Below are 17,567 nucleotides of genomic sequence, written 5' to 3'. Positions count from 1 at the left end.
CAGATCATGGATTTCAATAAGCAACTCAACAATACCACAGGTTTTCAAAATCTCGCCCTACTTGCAAGCCAAGTAGTAGAAGGTTTTATAAGCGGTATGCATAAGTCGCCGTTCCATGGTTTCAGTGCCGAGTTTGCAGAACATAAAATCTACAATCCGGGCGAGAGTACGCGTCACATCGATTGGAAGCTTTACGCCAAAACAGATAAACTATACACAAAGCGTTATGATGAGGAGACTAATCTTAGGTGTCATCTCATTTTAGACAATAGTGCCTCCATGCATTATCCCAAACTCAAAACACAAAGTTTAGATAAGCTAAATAAGATAGGTTTTAGCGCTTTGGCATGTGCTGCAGTTATGAACTTATTAAAAAAGCAGCGTGATGCGGTGGGACTCAGTATCTATTCAGATTCCTACGAGTATTTTGCTCCAGAAAAAGGTAGCGATCGCCATCATAATATGTTACTGCACGAACTGAGCGCGGTTTTGAACGATGAAAAAAAACAATCCAATACCGATACCTATGCCTATATTCATCAGATCGCTGAAAATTTAAAACGCAGATCTCTCGTCTTTCTATTCACAGATATGTTTCAAAGCGATAAAGCTCAAGACGAGATGTTTGAGGCGTTGCGGCATTTAAAGTATAACAAACACGATGTGGTATTGTTTCACACTTACGACAAGTTTACTGAAATTGATTTTGATTTCTCAAACAAACCTACAAAGTATACTGATGTCGAGACTGGAGAGCAGATCAATCTTTATGCAGATAATGTAAAAGATGCTTACAGAGAAGCGGTAACTCGTTATTTCAACGAATTAAAAGTGCGCTGTGGTCAGTATAGAATAAAATACGTTCCAGTAGATATTAATCAAAACTTCAATGTAGTCTTGACCACTTTTCTACTGGAACGTCAGATGTTTAAATAAAATGTTGAAGATTACGAGTTATCGTCAGTCTTTACCTTTTCAATTTCTCCGTTTTCATCGTATTTTACTTTAATTTCAGATCCGTCTGGGCTTTCAAGTTTTAGCTTATCTTCTTTTACCTCTACGTTATCAGCATCTTCGATAAGCGCTTCAACTTCCTCTTCTTGAGCGGTTTCTTTATCATCCACGTCTCGGCAGCTTACAGCAAAAACAAGGGTTAATGAAAGAAATAGAATGCTTAAAATTGACTTTTTCATAATGAATTAATTTGGGTGAAAAGTATTATACTTTAGAGTGTATTTAATCTGATTAACAGATTTTTACCTAAAAAATTCAATAAAAAAGCCCCATAAATTAATTATGAGGCTCATGTATTCTAGAGGTTGTAAATTCTAATAGAACTCATCGCGATTGTCTTCAATTTCAGCTGACTTTTTCAAGGCTTCAACGAGTTGCGTTGTAGACTGGTTTGCTGTTCTTGTAGCGATTTGCTTAGCATTAGAACTGTAGTTCTGTAGGTCTGGTGCATCTTCTATAGCTGTAACTTTTACTACAAATACACCGCTCTCACCTGCGATAGGTTTAGAAGTCTCATCTTGATCCAAACCAAAAACAGTTCCCACAACCATAGGCTCAGAACCTGGACCTGGAATGTCTGGATTCTTGCGGTTTACTTTGCTGGCACTTTTAACCGTTTGCCCTTGAGCAGTTGCGATGGCTTGAAGTTCAGTGTTAGTGATCTTATCCATGATCATTTTTGCCTTCTTTTCTTTTCTAAGAATAGGAGTAACAGTTGAGCTAGCCTCTTGGGTCGTTTTGATACCTTCTTTGCGCTTAGCGGTAAGTTTTACGATAATGTATCCTTCAGTAGTTTCAAAACGCTCTATGTCACCTATTTCACGCTCACCATCAAAAGCCCACTTTACAATCTGACGGTTTTTCTTTACTCCTGGCAGAGATTCATCCAGCGGCTTCAAGTTTTTTACCGGCTTTACAATAACTTCATTTTCCTCAGCTAGAGCATTAAAGTCACCTGACTCAGCAGCTTGTTGAAACTTCACAGACTTGGTAAATAATTTCTTCCCGGTTTCTTTAGAAGAACCGATCTTATTAGCAATCGTAGCAAGCTTGATCTGATCAATTGGGCTGGTAGTCTCATCCAGTCTGATGATGTGGTAACCAAAAGTAGATTCTGCAATACCGATCGTTCCTTCTTCATTTTCATATAAGAAGTTGCGGTAACCTTCGGCAAGTGAATTGGCATTTTTAGTATACACTGTCCAGCCAAGATCTTCACCTTTTGCAAGCTCCGTATTTTCTTCAAAATACTCAAACTTAGAGTCAAACTTAGATTTACTCTGACCTATCAGATCAAATATACTATCAGCAGTTGCTTGAGCCTCTTCTTTTGTACGTGTTGCCGTAGATCTTTGTGCACCAGCATAAGCAACAAGAATGTGACGGTTGTACACGCTGTCCATGATGGTTCTCTTGTCTTCAACAAGGGATAATTTCATGTAACCATTATCCTGGTAGGGACCAAAAACGCTTCCCTTCTCAAAATCGCCTCCTACATTCTTTTGTGCAGCGGATAATTTGCTCTCCACCATCCACGTTCCATCGTAAGGAACATCTGAGAACCTGTTCACATAATTTTGCTTGTCCTCTGCATCTTGTATAGAAGGGATTTCCTCAGCTTGATTTGTGTTAACGTTATAAGTTGAGTTGTCCATGGACTTTCTTAGGGAAAGTTGCTTTCTCATTTCAGCTAGATCCTCAGTTGAAGCCTCATCTTTAAAAAGAACATACTCGATGTCACGTTGTGCATCAGTTTTAAACTGTTCTTTGTGATCGTTCATGTACTTCTGTATCTCTCCAGAAGTTACTTCAACCGTTGAGTCTGGAATAGAAGAATATGGAATCTGTACGTACTGGAAACTGCGATTGTCGTTTGCCATGCGGTAATCCATCTCACCTTCAGCATTTGTTCCTACGATTCCCGATTTCAATAGATTGAAGAACTTTTCTTGTCTAGCGGCATCAGCCATTTGCTGGATGTAATCATTCCATACATCAGCATTTCCGGTTTCCATTTGCTTTACAAATGCAGCAAACTTGGATTCAGAAAAGTTACCATCAGCGTTTTGATACTGTGGATTGTTGCGGTAGGAAGCTTTCACTCTTTCAGCAACTTCTTCATCAGTCACCTCGATACCGGCGGCTTCCATTTGCTCGTCAAGCACGGCACTACGCACCATTTGTTCCCAAACACTGTTTACAGCTTGAATAGTGGTCATTTGACCGCCTCTTTGACGTTGAGTGTTATCCACCATGCGTGCAAAGGTCCTCTGGTTGATTTCAGCATCACCCACATATCCTATCGCATCACTTTGCGACTGACCACTGCTGGTAAGTACTCCTTGAATTATGAATGCAAATAGGGCAAGCGCGATCACTAGGATCAAGATCGCTCCTTGACTTCTGATTTTGCCTAATACTGCCATTTTTTAAGAAATTTTAAGACGGCGAAAATAACCCTTTCCGCCTAATTATTAAAGGTTCATGAACCCACTCTGTTTGATTTTAACGATAGGTATCTGCTTCTGGTATGAAGCGAGCGCCTCAATCAAGAGCTTAAGTACAAATTATGAACTGTTGCGAGTGGCTTTTACGCTTTCGCGAAAGCGAGATCCTCAAAAATCTTTTCACTAGAACAGGTCGCTATAATTTAATCGGGTTCCTCGATTTTAAGATGTACCAAATCGATCTTATTGTTAGAAGTCTCGAGAATGGTAAAGGTGTAGTTTTCTATACTGACTTCCTCGCCTTCCTTAGGAATTCCTTCGGTTTCATGAACAATTAAACCACCTATAGTCTCATAATGCTCACTTTCTGGAAGGTCTAGTTTGTGGTTCTCATTTACCTGATCTACTTCTAATCGGGCGCTGAACTTGTACTCTGTTTCAGAGATTTGAGAATCGATAAAGATGTCTGAGTCATGCTCATCTTCAATCTCTCCGAGTAATTCTTCAACGATATCCTCAACGGTGATTAACCCACTGGTACCTCCATACTCGTCCAGCACGATCGCGATGCTTTTGTGACGTTTGATCAATAGATTCAGCACATCTTTTGCAAGCATGGTTTCTGGGACATTGATTACCGTACGCTGAATATCCTTGATTTCTTCTGGACTTTTGAACAGATCAAAGCTGTGCACATAACCTACAATATCGTCAATGGTCTCGTTGTGTACTACAATTTTAGACAGACCCGTTGCGACAAACTTTTTGCTTAAATCCTTAATACTGGTTTCCAGTAAAACCGACACAATCTCAGTACGCGGCACCATAACCTCACGAGCCTTCAACCCACCAAAGTCGAGAGCATTCTGAAAAATCTGGATCTCGCTGTCCACTTCCTTCTGCTCTTGGGCGCTTTCCATTTGTTCTGTGATGTAGTTCCCCAGTTCCATCTTGGAAAATGTGAGCTGAATGGGGTCTCCATCAGTCTTAAAAAAGGTCTTCAAGAAAAAGTCTGAAATCTTAATGCATAACCACGATAAACTCGAGAACAATATGTAAAACAGATATGCTGGTAAAGCAAAGAACTTGAGCAGCTCGTTTGAGTAGATTTGAAAGAACACCTTGGGCAGGAATTCTGCCGTTAGCAAAATTACCAGAGTTGAAATTACGGTTTGGGTAAGTAAACCTTCAAAACCGTATGCGAGAGAGGGATAATGCTGAGCCAGTTGGTGCGTGAGCAAATCACCCATAGCAAAGCCGTAGATTACCAGTGCAATGCTGTTCCCTATAAGCATGGTAATGATAAACTTGGACGGTCTGGCCGTAAGTCTACCTAATATACGACCTATAATATCTCCCTGGCGTTTTTCCAGCTCAATATGAATCTTGTTTGAAGACACATAAGCGATCTCCATACCAGAAAAAAAAGCGCTCAATATGAGCATCGCAATAATGGTGATGATTTGCTCGGTCACGCGAGTTTATTTGTTACGCTCCTCAAATCTACGTCTAAAACGTCTTTTGAAGAAAAACATAAGTATTGCCACGATCCCCATCGCAAAAAGCATGTAGGATCTGTTGGGAGAGATATTATACTCATATATCGCTGTACCGATGAAAATTAGTGCAAAAACGATGTATGCGTACTCAAAATATTTAAAAAACTTACTCATTTGTATTGTTGTTAATGAACTGATCGTCTGGTTCACCTACTTGTGCATTATTGAGATCCTGATCTGCATCAAATCGTATTCCTGAGGTTTTACCAAATTCCCCACCCGTGTCATTATTTACAAGAAAGGTACGGAATCTATCGTTTGTGAAAATCCATTTATCGCTTTGATTAAAAAACAACTGTTCTCCCATCAAGGTATTACCGTCACTATCTTTTACAATCACGTTGCCTTGAAGGTCGATGATGTCTGTCATGTCATATACAGTTGCGATATCTGCGACGATAGTGGTTTTTGTAGTGTCTTTTTTATTGAACAGCTCTACGTAGATACCTTCTGGAAAATGCGTGTAGGGAAAAGCGTCATTGCTAAAGTCTAGCATTTTTTTTCCTTTCAAAGTCATTTTGATTGAGCCGCTATCAGAATACTTCAACAGCATGTTTTCTGCTTCTCCGATAGGCTCGTTTGAAGAAAGCTCCATCTTCTGGACTTCTTTGAGGTTGCCCTCACAAGATGCCAAAAAACAGATCACGGCTAGTGCCGTGATCATGATAAAACTTGGATGTTTTGTAAAATTCATCTTATGGTATACGTACTGATTCTCCTACCCAGCAGTTAAAGGTAATGGTGTCTCCTTGGTTATATTTTTTATCCATGAAGATTTCGCTCGTATTTGGAGCAGTACCATTATAACTTTCAGCATATTTGTTTGCTGTGCTTCTTATTGATGGATCTACCGCTGCTGCTTTACGCGCATAACGAGCCGCCAACCAGTTGATCGCTCTCTTTTCAAAAGGTGTAGCTCCACAGTTATTTCCACTTTTTGCGATCATTTCAGCAATTTTCAGGTAAGGCATCCCAAAAGAAGGCTTAGCCTGATTAGAAAGAATATATTCTCTCTTTGCTTTTGAATAGGCACCTTGACCTTTATAAACGTTACCTTTTTTGTAGTGAATAGCAGATTTTAAATCGTTATCCACACCTAGTTCAATTGCTTGATCCCAGTATTTGAATTTCTCAGCAGTTGACTCAGCAATGTTACCTAGACCATAAGCTGTTTTTGCACTAGGATTGATGTCATGAAGAGCTTTTACAGACTTGATGTAAAGTGGGTCATCAGTACAATCTTTCTTTTGAAGTCTTACCAGTACATTACTCAACCAGTTTTTATCTGTTTTTTTGTTTTCAAATTCTACATCATAAAGAGGTATTAATTTGTCACAGTCAGCTAGAGCGCCTAACGTTCCATTTACTGAGCCTTTTACGATTCCATAGTTTTTGAGGTTGATTTCCTGATTCTTGATTTCTTTCTTTTCTTTATCAGTGAGTTCACTTTCTGCTTCTTTTTCATTCAATTTTTGAATGACTTCAGAACGCTCGTTTAGTAAAGAATCAATTTGCTCAGTTAATGCATCATAAATGTCAAACAGTTCCTGAAGGGTCATTTTACCTTCATTGTAACGCTCCTCAGCAAGTTTGAAGTACGTCATCATTCCTCGTGGATCTGTAAAGTTCTCACGGTCATTTTTAAAGACACCATCTAAAATATTAAATACCTCATCGTGCGTGCCGATGTTGTATTTATACATAGCCATAGCTTTTTCTATGGTCTTTTTAGCATCGTTTACCTTGTCAGGAAACATGGTGATTTGTGCATCAAGCATTTTGATTAAGCCGTCAGCATTTTCCTTTTCAGTACCTACCTTCTTTTTCAAACGGTGTTCATAGATACGCTCGCCGTACTGGTAGATCGCTGCACTCAATTTTGGGCAGTTTTCTACTAGTTGGGGAAGTTGTTTATATGCTTCATCGTACAGCTTAGCTTTTGCGTTTTCTGCGTAGATGCTCAACATTTGTCGGCATTGCATATCGTCTTGCGCTTTCGCGAAAGCGAAACTAAAAACAGCTACAACGAGAACTATAGAATTCTTGAATTTCATGTCAATTTATTTCTTAGTTATATTTTCTTTTTTGGAACCAGCGATCGTTTAACGAGAGACCTATACTTAGAGATAAAAAATCTTCCTTGATCAGCCCGCCACTGGTTGTTCCTCTTTGCCCATATTCAAGGCCGAAAGTCGCATTTGAAAAACCAGATCTGCGTCCCACGGGTAGACTCATCCCAAAAGATATGCCAAATTCATTGATGTCTTGACCATTGATGTTTAGGCCATTCTCTTCATAACGTAAACCAGCTCTATAAGTAACACGATCCCAGTAGCTTGTGATGCTGTTGTAATCAGGTACAAGAAATCCACCCAAACGGTAAGAACTTGCCGAGGTAAAGTTTGCGCCGTTAGGCACAAAGCTGCGAGAGGATAATGAGCTTTCCTCTTGAAAGCTGTACTCTGCACCTAGAGACCATTTTAATGGCTTCCCAAAATTAAAACCTACCGTCAGGCTCGATGGCAGCTCTAGCTTCTCGCGGAAGCTCTCTCCCTCGCGCACATTGAATAAGGTTTCAGAGAAATCACTGTTCAGTCTAAAAAGGCCTGTATTTCTGTTCCCTTCAGCGGTTAAGTCATTTGAAGGACTGTAAATGGCACTGGCTTGAATCTCGTATTTATCGTTGAGCATTTTTTGATAATGCAAGCCAAAATTGAAAGATGCACCTGAGAAATCAACCTCGTTAGTCTGATTAGTCCCAAACTGAACGTTTGACAAAGCAACGCTTGATGAATTGCGCTCTGTTCCAAAGTTGTACCTAAATTCACCACCTAGGGTTATCTCATCAGAAAGAGTATAACCTAATCCGAAATAGGCTCTATTGACACTTCCCTCACCAAAGAAGTTAGTGTACGTGTCTTCAGTGCGGTCACCTATTTCGTATCCTACTGATTTGAAAGGAATGACACCGAAGCCCATACCAAATTTCTTCCCCAGCGGTATACCTATGCTTACATACTCAATACTTGTCGCGTCATAAGTACCATTGAGATCATCAGTTGACGCCCAGGTTTCTGTATGTACAGCTCCCACAGTATAGGTGGTAAGCCTGAGTTTACCGTAACCTGCTGGGTTTCTCAGGTTGACATGAATACTGTCTGTAAAAGTGCTCAAACCTCCCATAGCTCTATTTTCAATAGTCCCTTTGAAGGTTTGCTGACCTATACCGTAAAATGAGTAGGGTGAGGATGTACGAGATTGCGAGTAGCCTAGAAATCCTATCATAATGGCTATCGTAAAAAGAAAACTTCTAATCATGTGTTCTTGTTGATCTGGTACAAATTATATATCCCGCTAAGTGTCAAATTAGGAGCGGCAAAGAAACGATTTTTTAACTGTTCGGACAATAGCGGAGCGTCGCCTCCTGTTAGGAAAATCTTAAGATTTGGATCTCTACTCAAATAGAAATCTATCATCGAGTCTATTTCCATGGCTGCTCCGTTTTGAACACCGCTTTGAATCGATTCAATAGTTGTTGTACCGATGGTTGATGGTTTATTTGTTGCTTCTACTAACGGCAGTTTAGCTGTAAAAGTATGTAGGGCTTTGTATCGCATTGATAGTCCTGGAGATATCGCACCTCCTTGATACACTTGTTCTGTGTCTAAGTAGTCATAGGTGATGCAGGTTCCTGCGTCAATGATCAGTAATGGCTCATGAGGTTGGCTCATTCCCATCGCTCCAGAGACTAAAGCAATGCGGTCATTTCCTAAAGTGTTACTCTTGTAATTATTGGAAAATGGCATTTTGTTATCTATACTCACTTGGAAAATATCAGCTATAGTTGCCAGTCTATCTAAAAGCGTAGCATCGATCATATTTACTGAGCATAGAGCGACCGTGTGAATTTTCTTCTCTGAGCATAAGTTTTCTATTTGCTCAATAAGTTCTTGATGCGGTAGGGTTAGGACTCCTAAAGGATTTTCAGAATCCATCAAGGCAATTTTGCTGCGGGTGTTGCCTATGTCTATGGCTAGAATCATTTTTTCTAGATAGTGTGGGATACTGGATTCGAACCAGCGACCTCTACGATGTCAACGTAACGCTCTAAACCAACTGAGCTAATCCCACATTTTTATTGCTTTGAACAAAAAACCCGATCAAGTGATCGGGTTTTTGTGGTACCTCCAGGAATCGAACCAGGGACACAAGGATTTTCAGTCCTTTGCTCTACCAACTGAGCTAAGGTACCTTTTGCTCTAAAGCGGTTGCAAATGTAACAATTTTATAGAATTCAAACATTAAAAAACCGATTTTTTTAATCAAATAATTCAAGACATCTCTCGAGCTTCATGCCTCGTGAGCCCTTTATTAAAATTAAGCCTTTTAGTTTATGGTTTCTATACCTCTTAGAATAATCTTCAAAGTTTTCAAATCTTTCTTGGTTTCCTATGGTCTTGTAGAATTGCTGACCAATCAAAATAGTACGATCTATAGAAAGAGTCTCAGAAAGATCGGCTATTTTTTGATGCTCTTCCTGACTATATTCTCCTAATTCAAACATGTCGCCGAGAATAGCAATTTTATGATCGACATCCTGTTTAGCAAGGTTTTCTAATGCGACACTCATGCTGCTAGGGTTAGCGTTGTAAGCATCCAGTATGATTTTGAGATCAGTTTTATTGATAATTTGAGACCTGTTATTTGATGGTATATAACCTTCTATACCGTCTTTAATTTGTTCAGATGATAATCCGAAGTATTCACCTATGGTGATGGCAAATAGAATATTATGGTAATTATAAGCACCGGTAAGGTGGGTTGAGACATTTATATCTTCATAGTCCAAATTGATAAAGGGATCAATCTTGTTGAGATTTGCTTTTGAGGTGGTAAAATATCTGTCTATACCTTGAGACCTCATCTCTTGCTCTTGATCCCAAGTTGCAACAATCGCTTTGCCAGAATTCTCGCGTAAGAAATCATACATCTCACTTTTTCCTTTCTTAATTCCCTCAATGCCTTCAAAGCCTTCCATATGTGCTTTACCGTAGTTTGTTATCATCCCGATGTCAGGTTTAGCGATCTTGCACAGCTCTGCTATTTCTTTTTGATGATTAGCGCCCATCTCTACGATTCCTGCGTCAAGATCGGTTGGAAAACTTAGAAGCGTTAAAGGTACTCCTATATGGTTGTTGAAATTACCTATAGTGGCTTTGACCTTTAGTTTTTGGGAAAGTACATTTAGGATCAGCTCTTTAGTTGTTGTTTTCCCATTACTACCAGTCAACGCAATTATCGGAAAGCTGAAATTCTGGCGATGGTAACCTGCTAGTTCTTGCAGTGTTGTCAGAGCGTTTTCTACCACCGTAACTTGAGGGTTATTATTAAAATTGGGATCTGTGCACACCACATGTGAAGCTCCTTTGCTCAAAGCTTCGTTAACAAAAGCATCTGCATTAAAATTTTCTCCTGACAACGCAAAAAAGAATTGCCCCTTTTCAAGCGACCGAGTATCTGTGCTTATGCCTTTAGAATTGATGAATAGGTCGTATAGCTTTTTCATAAATGAAATGTAAAAAAAATGCCCTTCTGAAAAAAGAAGGGCATTTAAAAATTGTTTAATAGAATTTATCCTCTTGGGCGTTTGCCTTTTTGAGATTTTGATCCTACTCTAGACATAGCACAACGGAAGCCTAAATCATCACGAGCCATGTCTTGAGGGTAAAACCTTCTTTGAGCTGGGTCTAACCAGTAAACTCTATCTCTCCATGAACCACCTTTGTAAACTCTTACTTGATTGTCAATGAGGGTAGTTCTTTTTGCAGAAGGATCAATTTTAGCGTTAATTCCTAGAGAATCCACCTCAACTTGTCTCACTGGACTGTCGTACATTCTGTTTTCTTCAGCTAGAGCCTTATTAGAATCACCGAAGTATCTACTAGACTCGATATCTCCATCTCTGAAGTTTACGTTGTCACTACGGTTATAGTTGGTTCTAAAACGAGACTCCTCTTCTGTGATAGGAATTTCTTGAATCTCACCTGGTAAAGCTCTAGCTATTACTTTTCCATTTGATAAAGTATCGTAAGGAATAGAGTCAGCGCTTACAACAGCTATCATTCCATCAGGACCTATTTTATTTTTAGTATAGACATTACCTCTATAGTAGTTAAAGTCACTGAAATCATCATCTATGATTGGGCGATACACATCTGCTACCCATTCTGAAACGTTACCTGCCATTTCATAAATACCAAAATCATTTGGTTTGTACGTTTTAACCTCAGCTGTAATGTCTGCCCCATCATCACTCCATCCAGCGATACCACCATAATCACCATCACCTTGTTTGAAGTTAGCAACAAGTTCACCTAGATTTCTACGGCTACCACTGCGCGTATATTGACCATCCCATGGAAATTTCTTACGTCCTCTGTAAGAATTGTATTCTCTAACGCTTACAAGAGCAAGTGCTGCATATTCCCACTCAGCCTCTGTAGGAAGGCGGTAGTCTGGTAGAATAATTCCTTCTGAACGGGTAACATAAAGTCCAGTTGCTTCTCCCGTGCCATCACCACTCTTTGCAACGCGTTTTTCTCTTTGCTTTTGTAATTGCTCAGAACGTTTCCCTCCTTTGATCTTTTCTTCGTCACCACCATAAGTTAATGTAGGTGCGTTCAAATAAGTTTCAGTATTGAAAGTAGAACCTGGCTCTTGATTAGTTAGGGCGTCTTTAGATGTATAACCCTCACGGTTTAATATTTTCTCGTTCACACGATCAGTTCTCCAAGAAGCGTATTCAACCGCCTGGATCCAAGTTACACCTACTACAGGATAGTTTTGATAAGCTGGATGTCTCAGATAGTCTTTTACAAGTTGCTCGTTAAAACCTAATCTATTTCTCCAAACTAATGTATCTGGAACGGCTCCATTGTAAATATTTCTATATTCTTCATCCTCTGGTGGGAAAGTTTCCTTGATCCAATATAACATCTCAGCGTACATCCCATTAGTCACCTCAGTCTCATCCATATAGAATGACTGTACGTGCTGCTGATTAGGAGTGTTATTCCAGTCGTGCATTGGGTCGTCTTTGACTCTACCCATGGTGAAAGTTCCGCCTTCAACAAAAACAAGTCCAGGACCTGTCTCCTGTTCTTTATATTTAGTCTTAAGCTCAAAACCACCATCTCTACCAGTTACATCCCATCCTGTTCCTCTGGAAGTGGTCGTGTAATCATTACCGCCACCGCATGCAACTAGCGCGATTGCTGCTAGAACGGCTGATAAAGATCTCAAGGCTGTGAATTTGTTCATCTTGAAAATGTTTGTAAAAAGAGGTGCAATATAATATTTTCGGTATAAATCAAAACTTTATCTGTTGATAATTACCTAAAATTTTACTATTTCAAATAGATAAACGGTTTGTCTCCTGTGATATTATCATAGATTTGAACTTTAACATCTATCCATACCCATAATAACACAGAGCTATTCTCGTTACCTTATTTATGAGATCCTACCTTGTTTTAATATCGCTATTATCATCACTCTACATTTGCGCACAAAATGGTACAGTGAGACTAGACTGGACTGAGGCTAAGTCCTATACCATAGGTTCTAATACAACAGTTGTTCCTGGCTTCAGAAATGGGATGATTTTTAATGGCGAGACTTTGGAATTTTCTAAGGTGATAGAAAAAGGAGGGTTAGTTGATCCCTCAACGTTTGAGGTTAAGAATGTACAGTCTGAACGGATAATAAAATCTGAGTTGAGGGACTTGGCGTTGAACAATATTCCTTCTTCGTTACAGATTTCTGTGAGGAACACGCTTTCGCGAAAGCGTAACTATAAAATCATTACGGCTACTCCTATATATAAGGACGGAAACTCTTATCGCCGGTTATTGTCGTTTGACTATTCCTACGAAGCTCTCTTGCAAACCAAAAATTTTAAGAGAGGTGGAGAATATGGAAACTCGGTGCTGGCTATAGGTGAGTGGTATCGCGTGAGAGTTACTGAAACTGGAGTGCAACGCATGACCCGTAGTTTTCTTTCTAATTTAGGTATTGATGTAGGCAGTTTAGACCCACGTCGTATAAAAGTATATGGGCATGGAGGAACCTCGCTATCCTTGATCAATGGTGAGGATCAATTCTTTGATCCACCAGAACTTGCCATAAGGGTTATAGGGGAAGAGGACGGTAATTTTGACAGCGGTGATGCGGTTTTATTTTACGGAACAGCTACTGATTCTGAATACGTAAGTGAGAACGATAGTTTCATAAACCCCTATACTGACGAGTCTTATTATTACATAAACATTCAAGGAGCAGAAGGCAAAAGAATATCTAACAGTCCGTTGCCATCAGCAAATGCGGTAGCTAGTTATGACTATTACCACTCAAGAAAACACCATGAAATCGATCAGGTGAATTATGGACAGCTGGGACGTCGCTGGGTAGGGGAAAGTTTTGGTTTTGAACCAGAACAAAGTTTCACTTTTAATGCAGAAAATGTGGTCGCTGAACAGCCTACCAGAGCTCGAGTAGCTTTTGCTGCGGTAAGTGATGTTACTACATCTTTCAGTTCAAATTTAAATGGTCAAGCTATAGGTTCAGGAAATTTACTGGGCTTAAGAAATTTGAATGGATCTTCTAGGAATATAGCTGGAAGTCATACTGTTGTTGTAAATAATAATCTAACGACATCTAATGGTGAGCTGACCGTTGAGGTATCTTATGAAAATAATGGAAACCCCAGTTCAAGAGCTTATCTGGATTATATTTGGCTGGATGTCCCGCAGCGCCTTGATGGTAGCCTAGGTCAATTTCAATTCAGAAACCTCGATGTGGCTAGTTCTGCTGGTCCTGTGGAGTTTGAAATCACAAATGCAGCAGTCATAAATGAAATCTGGGACATTACAGATCGCTGGAATATTACTACGTATCCCAACAACGATGCTGAGAGTAATTTTATAATCAAAGTAGATCCAGAGAGTCAAAATCTATTTCACACCGTAGCAAACAATGACTTCATTACGCCATCAGTTCCGGCTGATGCAAGAGTGTCAAATTCTAATCTTAAAGGAACTATTTTTCTAGATCGCAATGGAGACTTCAAAGACTTGGACTACATAATTGTTACGCCAAGCTTTTTGAGATCAGAAGCTCAGCGCCTTGCAAACTATCACATCGAGAACAATAACTTAAATACAAAGGTGGTATTGCTCTCAGACATTTACAGAGAGTTCTCAGAAGGTGTTCAAGATATTGCAGCTATTAGAAATTTTATTAAATATATCTACGACAACGCTTCTGATCCATCGCGTAGAGTAAGATATTTAAATATGTTTGGTGATGCGAGCTTTGACTACAAGAACCGTATTACTATAAGAGATAATATCGTTCCTACCTTCTTGTCATCAAATAGTTCTTCATTAGTAAGCAGCTATTGTACAGATGATTTTTTTGTAATGATGGATGATGGTGAGGGAAGACTATCTAACAGTCTCATGGATCTAGCCGTGGGTAGAATGATTGTAAGCAATCAGACTGAAGCTAGGGAGATGGTGGACAAGATCGTTAGATACACTAGTGAACCTGCTTTTGATGCGTGGAGAAACAGAGTCACGCTTATAGGAGATGATGTGGATGAAAGTGGTGATGCAATTCTCCAGGTAAATGTGAATGAACTGGGAGATGAGATTACACGAAATCGTCCTGTTTACAACGTTCAGAAAATCTTACTGGACAGTTATGATCAAGTCTCAAGCGCTGGCGGGCCACGCTATCCAGATGCGGTAGAAGATATTGAAAATGCTTTTGAATTAGGCTCTTTAGTAATCAATTATTTCGGACACGGGAATGAAGATGGACTGGCAAGGGAATTTATTATTACCCAGTCTGGAGTTGAGGATTACCGCCATCCCGACAGGCTACCCTTGATGATCGCTGTAACCTGTGACTTCAGTCGATATGATAATCCACTCAGAGTAAGTGGTGGGGAAAAACTTTATTTAAATCCACGAGGTGGATCAATCGGGACGGTCGCGACAAATCGATTGATTTTTATCAGTACCGGTGCAGGGCTTAATCAGGTTCTGGATGAGTATCTTTTTGCTTATGATAACGTTGAGCCCGTGTCCATGGCAGAGGCTTTACGGCTGGCCAAGGTCGATCCGAGTCTAGCCAGCGACAGCAATAAGCGAGTCATCGCCTTTATAGGGGATCCAGCACTAAAGATTGCCTTACCAAAACCTGAAATAGTTCTAACAACCATCAATGGAAACCCGATAGATTCTAACACTGATGTTTTACAGGCTTTAGCTAATGTGACGTTAGGCGGTGAGGTGCGTGGTCTGGATGGTAACCGTATTCAAAATTACCAAGGTATTGCAAACATTACCCTGTTTGATAAAGCTATAGATCGTGAAACCCTTGCAAATGATAATATAAGAGACGACGCGGGTGACTTGATTAAAATTGATTTTGAACAACAAGGGGAGGTTTTGTTTAGAGGTCAGGCGACGGTTGAAGATGGAAGCTTTGAAGTCAGCTTTGTGATGCCCAGAGATACTCAAATACCAGTAGGAAATGGTAGGGTGTCTTTTTATGCAAAGCGTAATAATGTTGCAGAAGACCAGAATGGTTTCTCTCAAGACATCCTTATAGGGGGAATCGATAGGAACGCTCCAGAGGATAATGTAGGGCCAGAAATCCAGCTTTATATGAACGATACTAATTTTGTGAATGGTGGAATTACAGATGACAGTCCTTTTTTACTTGCACTGCTCAATGATGATAATGGAATCAATACCTCTAGCGGCATAGGCCACGATATTACTGGAGTTCTTGATGGTGATGATGCAAATCCATTTATTCTGAATGATTATTACGAGGCTGCAGTAGATGACTTTACCAGTGGACAGGTTTATTTCCCATTACGAGACATTGAGCCGGGTCTTCACACACTTACGGTAAAAGCGTGGGATACTCATAATAATAGTGTCGAGTCAGATATTCAATTTGTAGTGTCTGAGTCTGAAGGCGTAGAGCTTACGAAAGTTCTAAATTATCCAAATCCATTTAATAATTACACTGAGTTCTGGTTCAATCATAATAGACCATTTGAGCCACTGGACGTGCAGGTTCAGGTGATGACCATTTCTGGAAAGGTCGTATGGAGTACAGTTCAAAATGTGACCACCACAGGTTTCACTTCAAGAGAAATCACTTGGGATGGCAGAGATGATTTTGGACAACGACTGGGAAAAGGAGTTTATGTGTATAAGATTCACGTAAAATCCACGTTAACAAACCAAAGCGCTAGCAAGATCGAGAAGTTGGTCATCCTTTAATTATATTTGCAACCCTTAAAAATCATCGATGAAGAAGATTTTAGTACTAAGCATCGCAGCGGCATTTGCCTTTGTGGGACGTAGCAATGCACAGACTAACAATGATACTAGAGTAATTACCACAGCTCTGCCATTTTTGCGAATCGCCGGAGATCCTCGAGCAGCGGGTCTAGGTGATATGGGGGTAGCAACTAGCTCAGACGCTTGGTCTCAACAATGGAATCCAGCTAAATATAGTTTCTCGCTAAGACAACAGAATTTCGGTGTTGCCTATACGCCTTATCTAGGGAATCTTGTGGACGATATCGCGATTGCTCAATTAGTTTACTCAAACCGTATCAATGAACAAGGAGCTTTCGCTGCAAGTCTTAGGTATTTTAGCCTAGGGGAAATTAATCTAACAACTGGACCGGATGATCCAGGCAGAACAGAAAATCCTAATGAGTTCATACTCGACGCAACTTATTCTTTGAAACTGGCTGAGCAATTTAGTATGGCTGTAACGGGTCGTTTTTTAAGATCTGATTTACGCATTCAAGGAGTAGATAACGATGCCAGTGCAGCAAATAGCTTTGCCGTGGATATTTCAGGTTATTATCAATCTGAAGAAACAGCTTACGCAGATTTTAATGGTCGCTGGAGGGGTGGATTTAATCTTAGCAACATAGGACCTAAGATTCAATATGATGAAGGTGGTCAAGAAAACTTCTTACCAACTAACTTAGCATTGGGAGGTGGTTTTGATTTCATTCTTAATGACGGCTACAGTAAAATAGGCGTTACTGCTGAGGTTAATAAGCTACTTGTTCCCACGCCACCTATCAGAGATGAAAATGGTGAAATCATTGAGGGTGAAGATGATGATGTGACCTTCATCAATGGAATTTTCCAATCTTTTGGCGATGCGCCAGGAGGATTTTCTGAAGAATTAAAGGAGTTCACCTGGGCACTGAGTGCAGAGTACACTTATGATGACGTATTTGCATTGCGCACGGGCTACTTCAACGAGTCTGATGAAAAGGGGGCGCGTAAATTTCTTGCCCTGGGAACGGGCTTTGAATTTTCAAGCATAGGTATTGATCTTTCCTATCTATTCTCGACTAGCCGCATCAAAAGCCCACTTGAAGGAACTTTGAGATTTGGACTCACGTTCAAGTTTGGTGATGAGTATTTAGAGTACTAGT

General features: G+C 40.0%; 13 protein-coding genes and 2 tRNA genes. 3 read left to right on the top strand and 12 right to left on the bottom strand.

From position 1 onward, the window contains the following. Positions 1–6 precede the first annotated feature (6 nt). Entirely contained in the window at positions 7–936 is a 930-nt protein-coding gene (locus tag BST97_RS10670) for a DUF58 domain-containing protein (RefSeq protein ID WP_085767220.1), read from the top strand. 11 nt (positions 937–947) lie between these two features. Here BST97_RS10670 and BST97_RS10665 read toward each other — a convergent pair whose 3' ends face one another. The 12 genes from BST97_RS10665 to gldJ form a co-directional block, all read right to left on the bottom strand. Beyond that, a complete protein-coding gene (locus tag BST97_RS10665; protein ID WP_085767219.1) occupies positions 948–1,193 on the bottom strand; it encodes a hypothetical protein in 246 nt (81 codons plus the stop codon). A 135-nt stretch (positions 1,194–1,328) separates the two neighbouring features. After that, complete coding sequence (locus BST97_RS10660) at positions 1,329–3,440, bottom strand: peptidylprolyl isomerase (RefSeq protein ID WP_085767218.1); 2,112 nt, start codon at positions 3,438–3,440, stop codon at positions 1,329–1,331. 224 nt (positions 3,441–3,664) lie between these two features. Continuing rightward, complete coding sequence (locus BST97_RS10655; RefSeq protein WP_157111618.1) at positions 3,665–4,936, bottom strand: hemolysin family protein; 1,272 nt, start codon at positions 4,934–4,936, stop codon at positions 3,665–3,667. 6 nt (positions 4,937–4,942) lie between these two features. Further along, positions 4,943–5,134, bottom strand: coding sequence for a hypothetical protein (locus BST97_RS10650; RefSeq protein ID WP_085767217.1), 192 nt, complete (start codon positions 5,132–5,134; stop codon positions 4,943–4,945). Further along, a complete protein-coding gene (gene lptC, locus BST97_RS10645) occupies positions 5,127–5,714 on the bottom strand; it encodes an LPS export ABC transporter periplasmic protein LptC (RefSeq protein ID WP_085767216.1) in 588 nt (195 codons plus the stop codon). Before lptC ends, BST97_RS10650 begins: the two co-directional genes overlap by 8 nt. A 1-nt stretch (position 5,715) precedes the next feature. Beyond that, the gene (locus BST97_RS10640; protein ID WP_085767215.1) at positions 5,716–7,074 is read right to left on the bottom strand and encodes a thioredoxin domain-containing protein; all 1,359 of its coding nucleotides are present in this window, start codon (positions 7,072–7,074) and stop codon (positions 5,716–5,718) included. Positions 7,075–7,087: 13 nt separating this feature from the next. After that, positions 7,088–8,338, bottom strand: a complete 1,251-nt coding sequence (locus BST97_RS10635) for a porin family protein (RefSeq protein WP_085767214.1) — start codon at positions 8,336–8,338, stop codon at positions 7,088–7,090. Then, positions 8,335–9,063 carry a type III pantothenate kinase gene (locus BST97_RS10630; protein ID WP_085767213.1) on the bottom strand — a complete coding sequence of 243 codons (729 nt, stop codon included), beginning with the start codon at positions 9,061–9,063 and terminating at the stop codon, positions 8,335–8,337. Before BST97_RS10630 ends, BST97_RS10635 begins: the two co-directional genes overlap by 4 nt. Positions 9,064–9,076: 13 nt before the next feature. Next, positions 9,077–9,151, bottom strand: a tRNA-Val gene (locus BST97_RS10625). A 48-nt stretch (positions 9,152–9,199) separates the two neighbouring features. Further along, positions 9,200–9,272, bottom strand: a tRNA-Phe gene (locus BST97_RS10620). A 66-nt stretch (positions 9,273–9,338) separates the two neighbouring features. Further along, positions 9,339–10,586: a UDP-N-acetylmuramoyl-tripeptide--D-alanyl-D-alanine ligase gene (locus tag BST97_RS10615; RefSeq protein ID WP_085767212.1), complete on the bottom strand. Its 1,248-nt coding sequence runs from the start codon at positions 10,584–10,586 to the stop codon at positions 9,339–9,341. A 65-nt stretch (positions 10,587–10,651) separates the two neighbouring features. Further along, positions 10,652–12,340 carry a gliding motility lipoprotein GldJ gene (gene gldJ / locus BST97_RS10610; protein WP_085767211.1) on the bottom strand — a complete coding sequence of 563 codons (1,689 nt, stop codon included), beginning with the start codon at positions 12,338–12,340 and terminating at the stop codon, positions 10,652–10,654. 194 nt (positions 12,341–12,534) lie between these two features. On the opposite strand from gldJ, the gene porU reads away from it, so the two are divergent. Together porU and porV are read left to right on the top strand one after the other, a co-directional pair. After that, positions 12,535–16,383, top strand: a complete 3,849-nt coding sequence (porU, locus tag BST97_RS10605; RefSeq protein ID WP_085767210.1) for a type IX secretion system sortase PorU — start codon at positions 12,535–12,537, stop codon at positions 16,381–16,383. Between the two features lie 28 nt (positions 16,384–16,411). Further along, complete coding sequence (gene porV, locus BST97_RS10600; protein WP_085767209.1) at positions 16,412–17,566, top strand: type IX secretion system outer membrane channel protein PorV; 1,155 nt, start codon at positions 16,412–16,414, stop codon at positions 17,564–17,566. The last annotated feature ends 1 nt before the right edge of the window (position 17,567 follow it).

This window comes from Nonlabens spongiae (assembly GCF_002117125.1).
GTDB classification, from domain to species: Bacteria; Bacteroidota; Bacteroidia; order Flavobacteriales; family Flavobacteriaceae; genus Nonlabens; species Nonlabens spongiae.
This window is presented reverse-complemented; position numbering and strand designations above follow the sequence as displayed.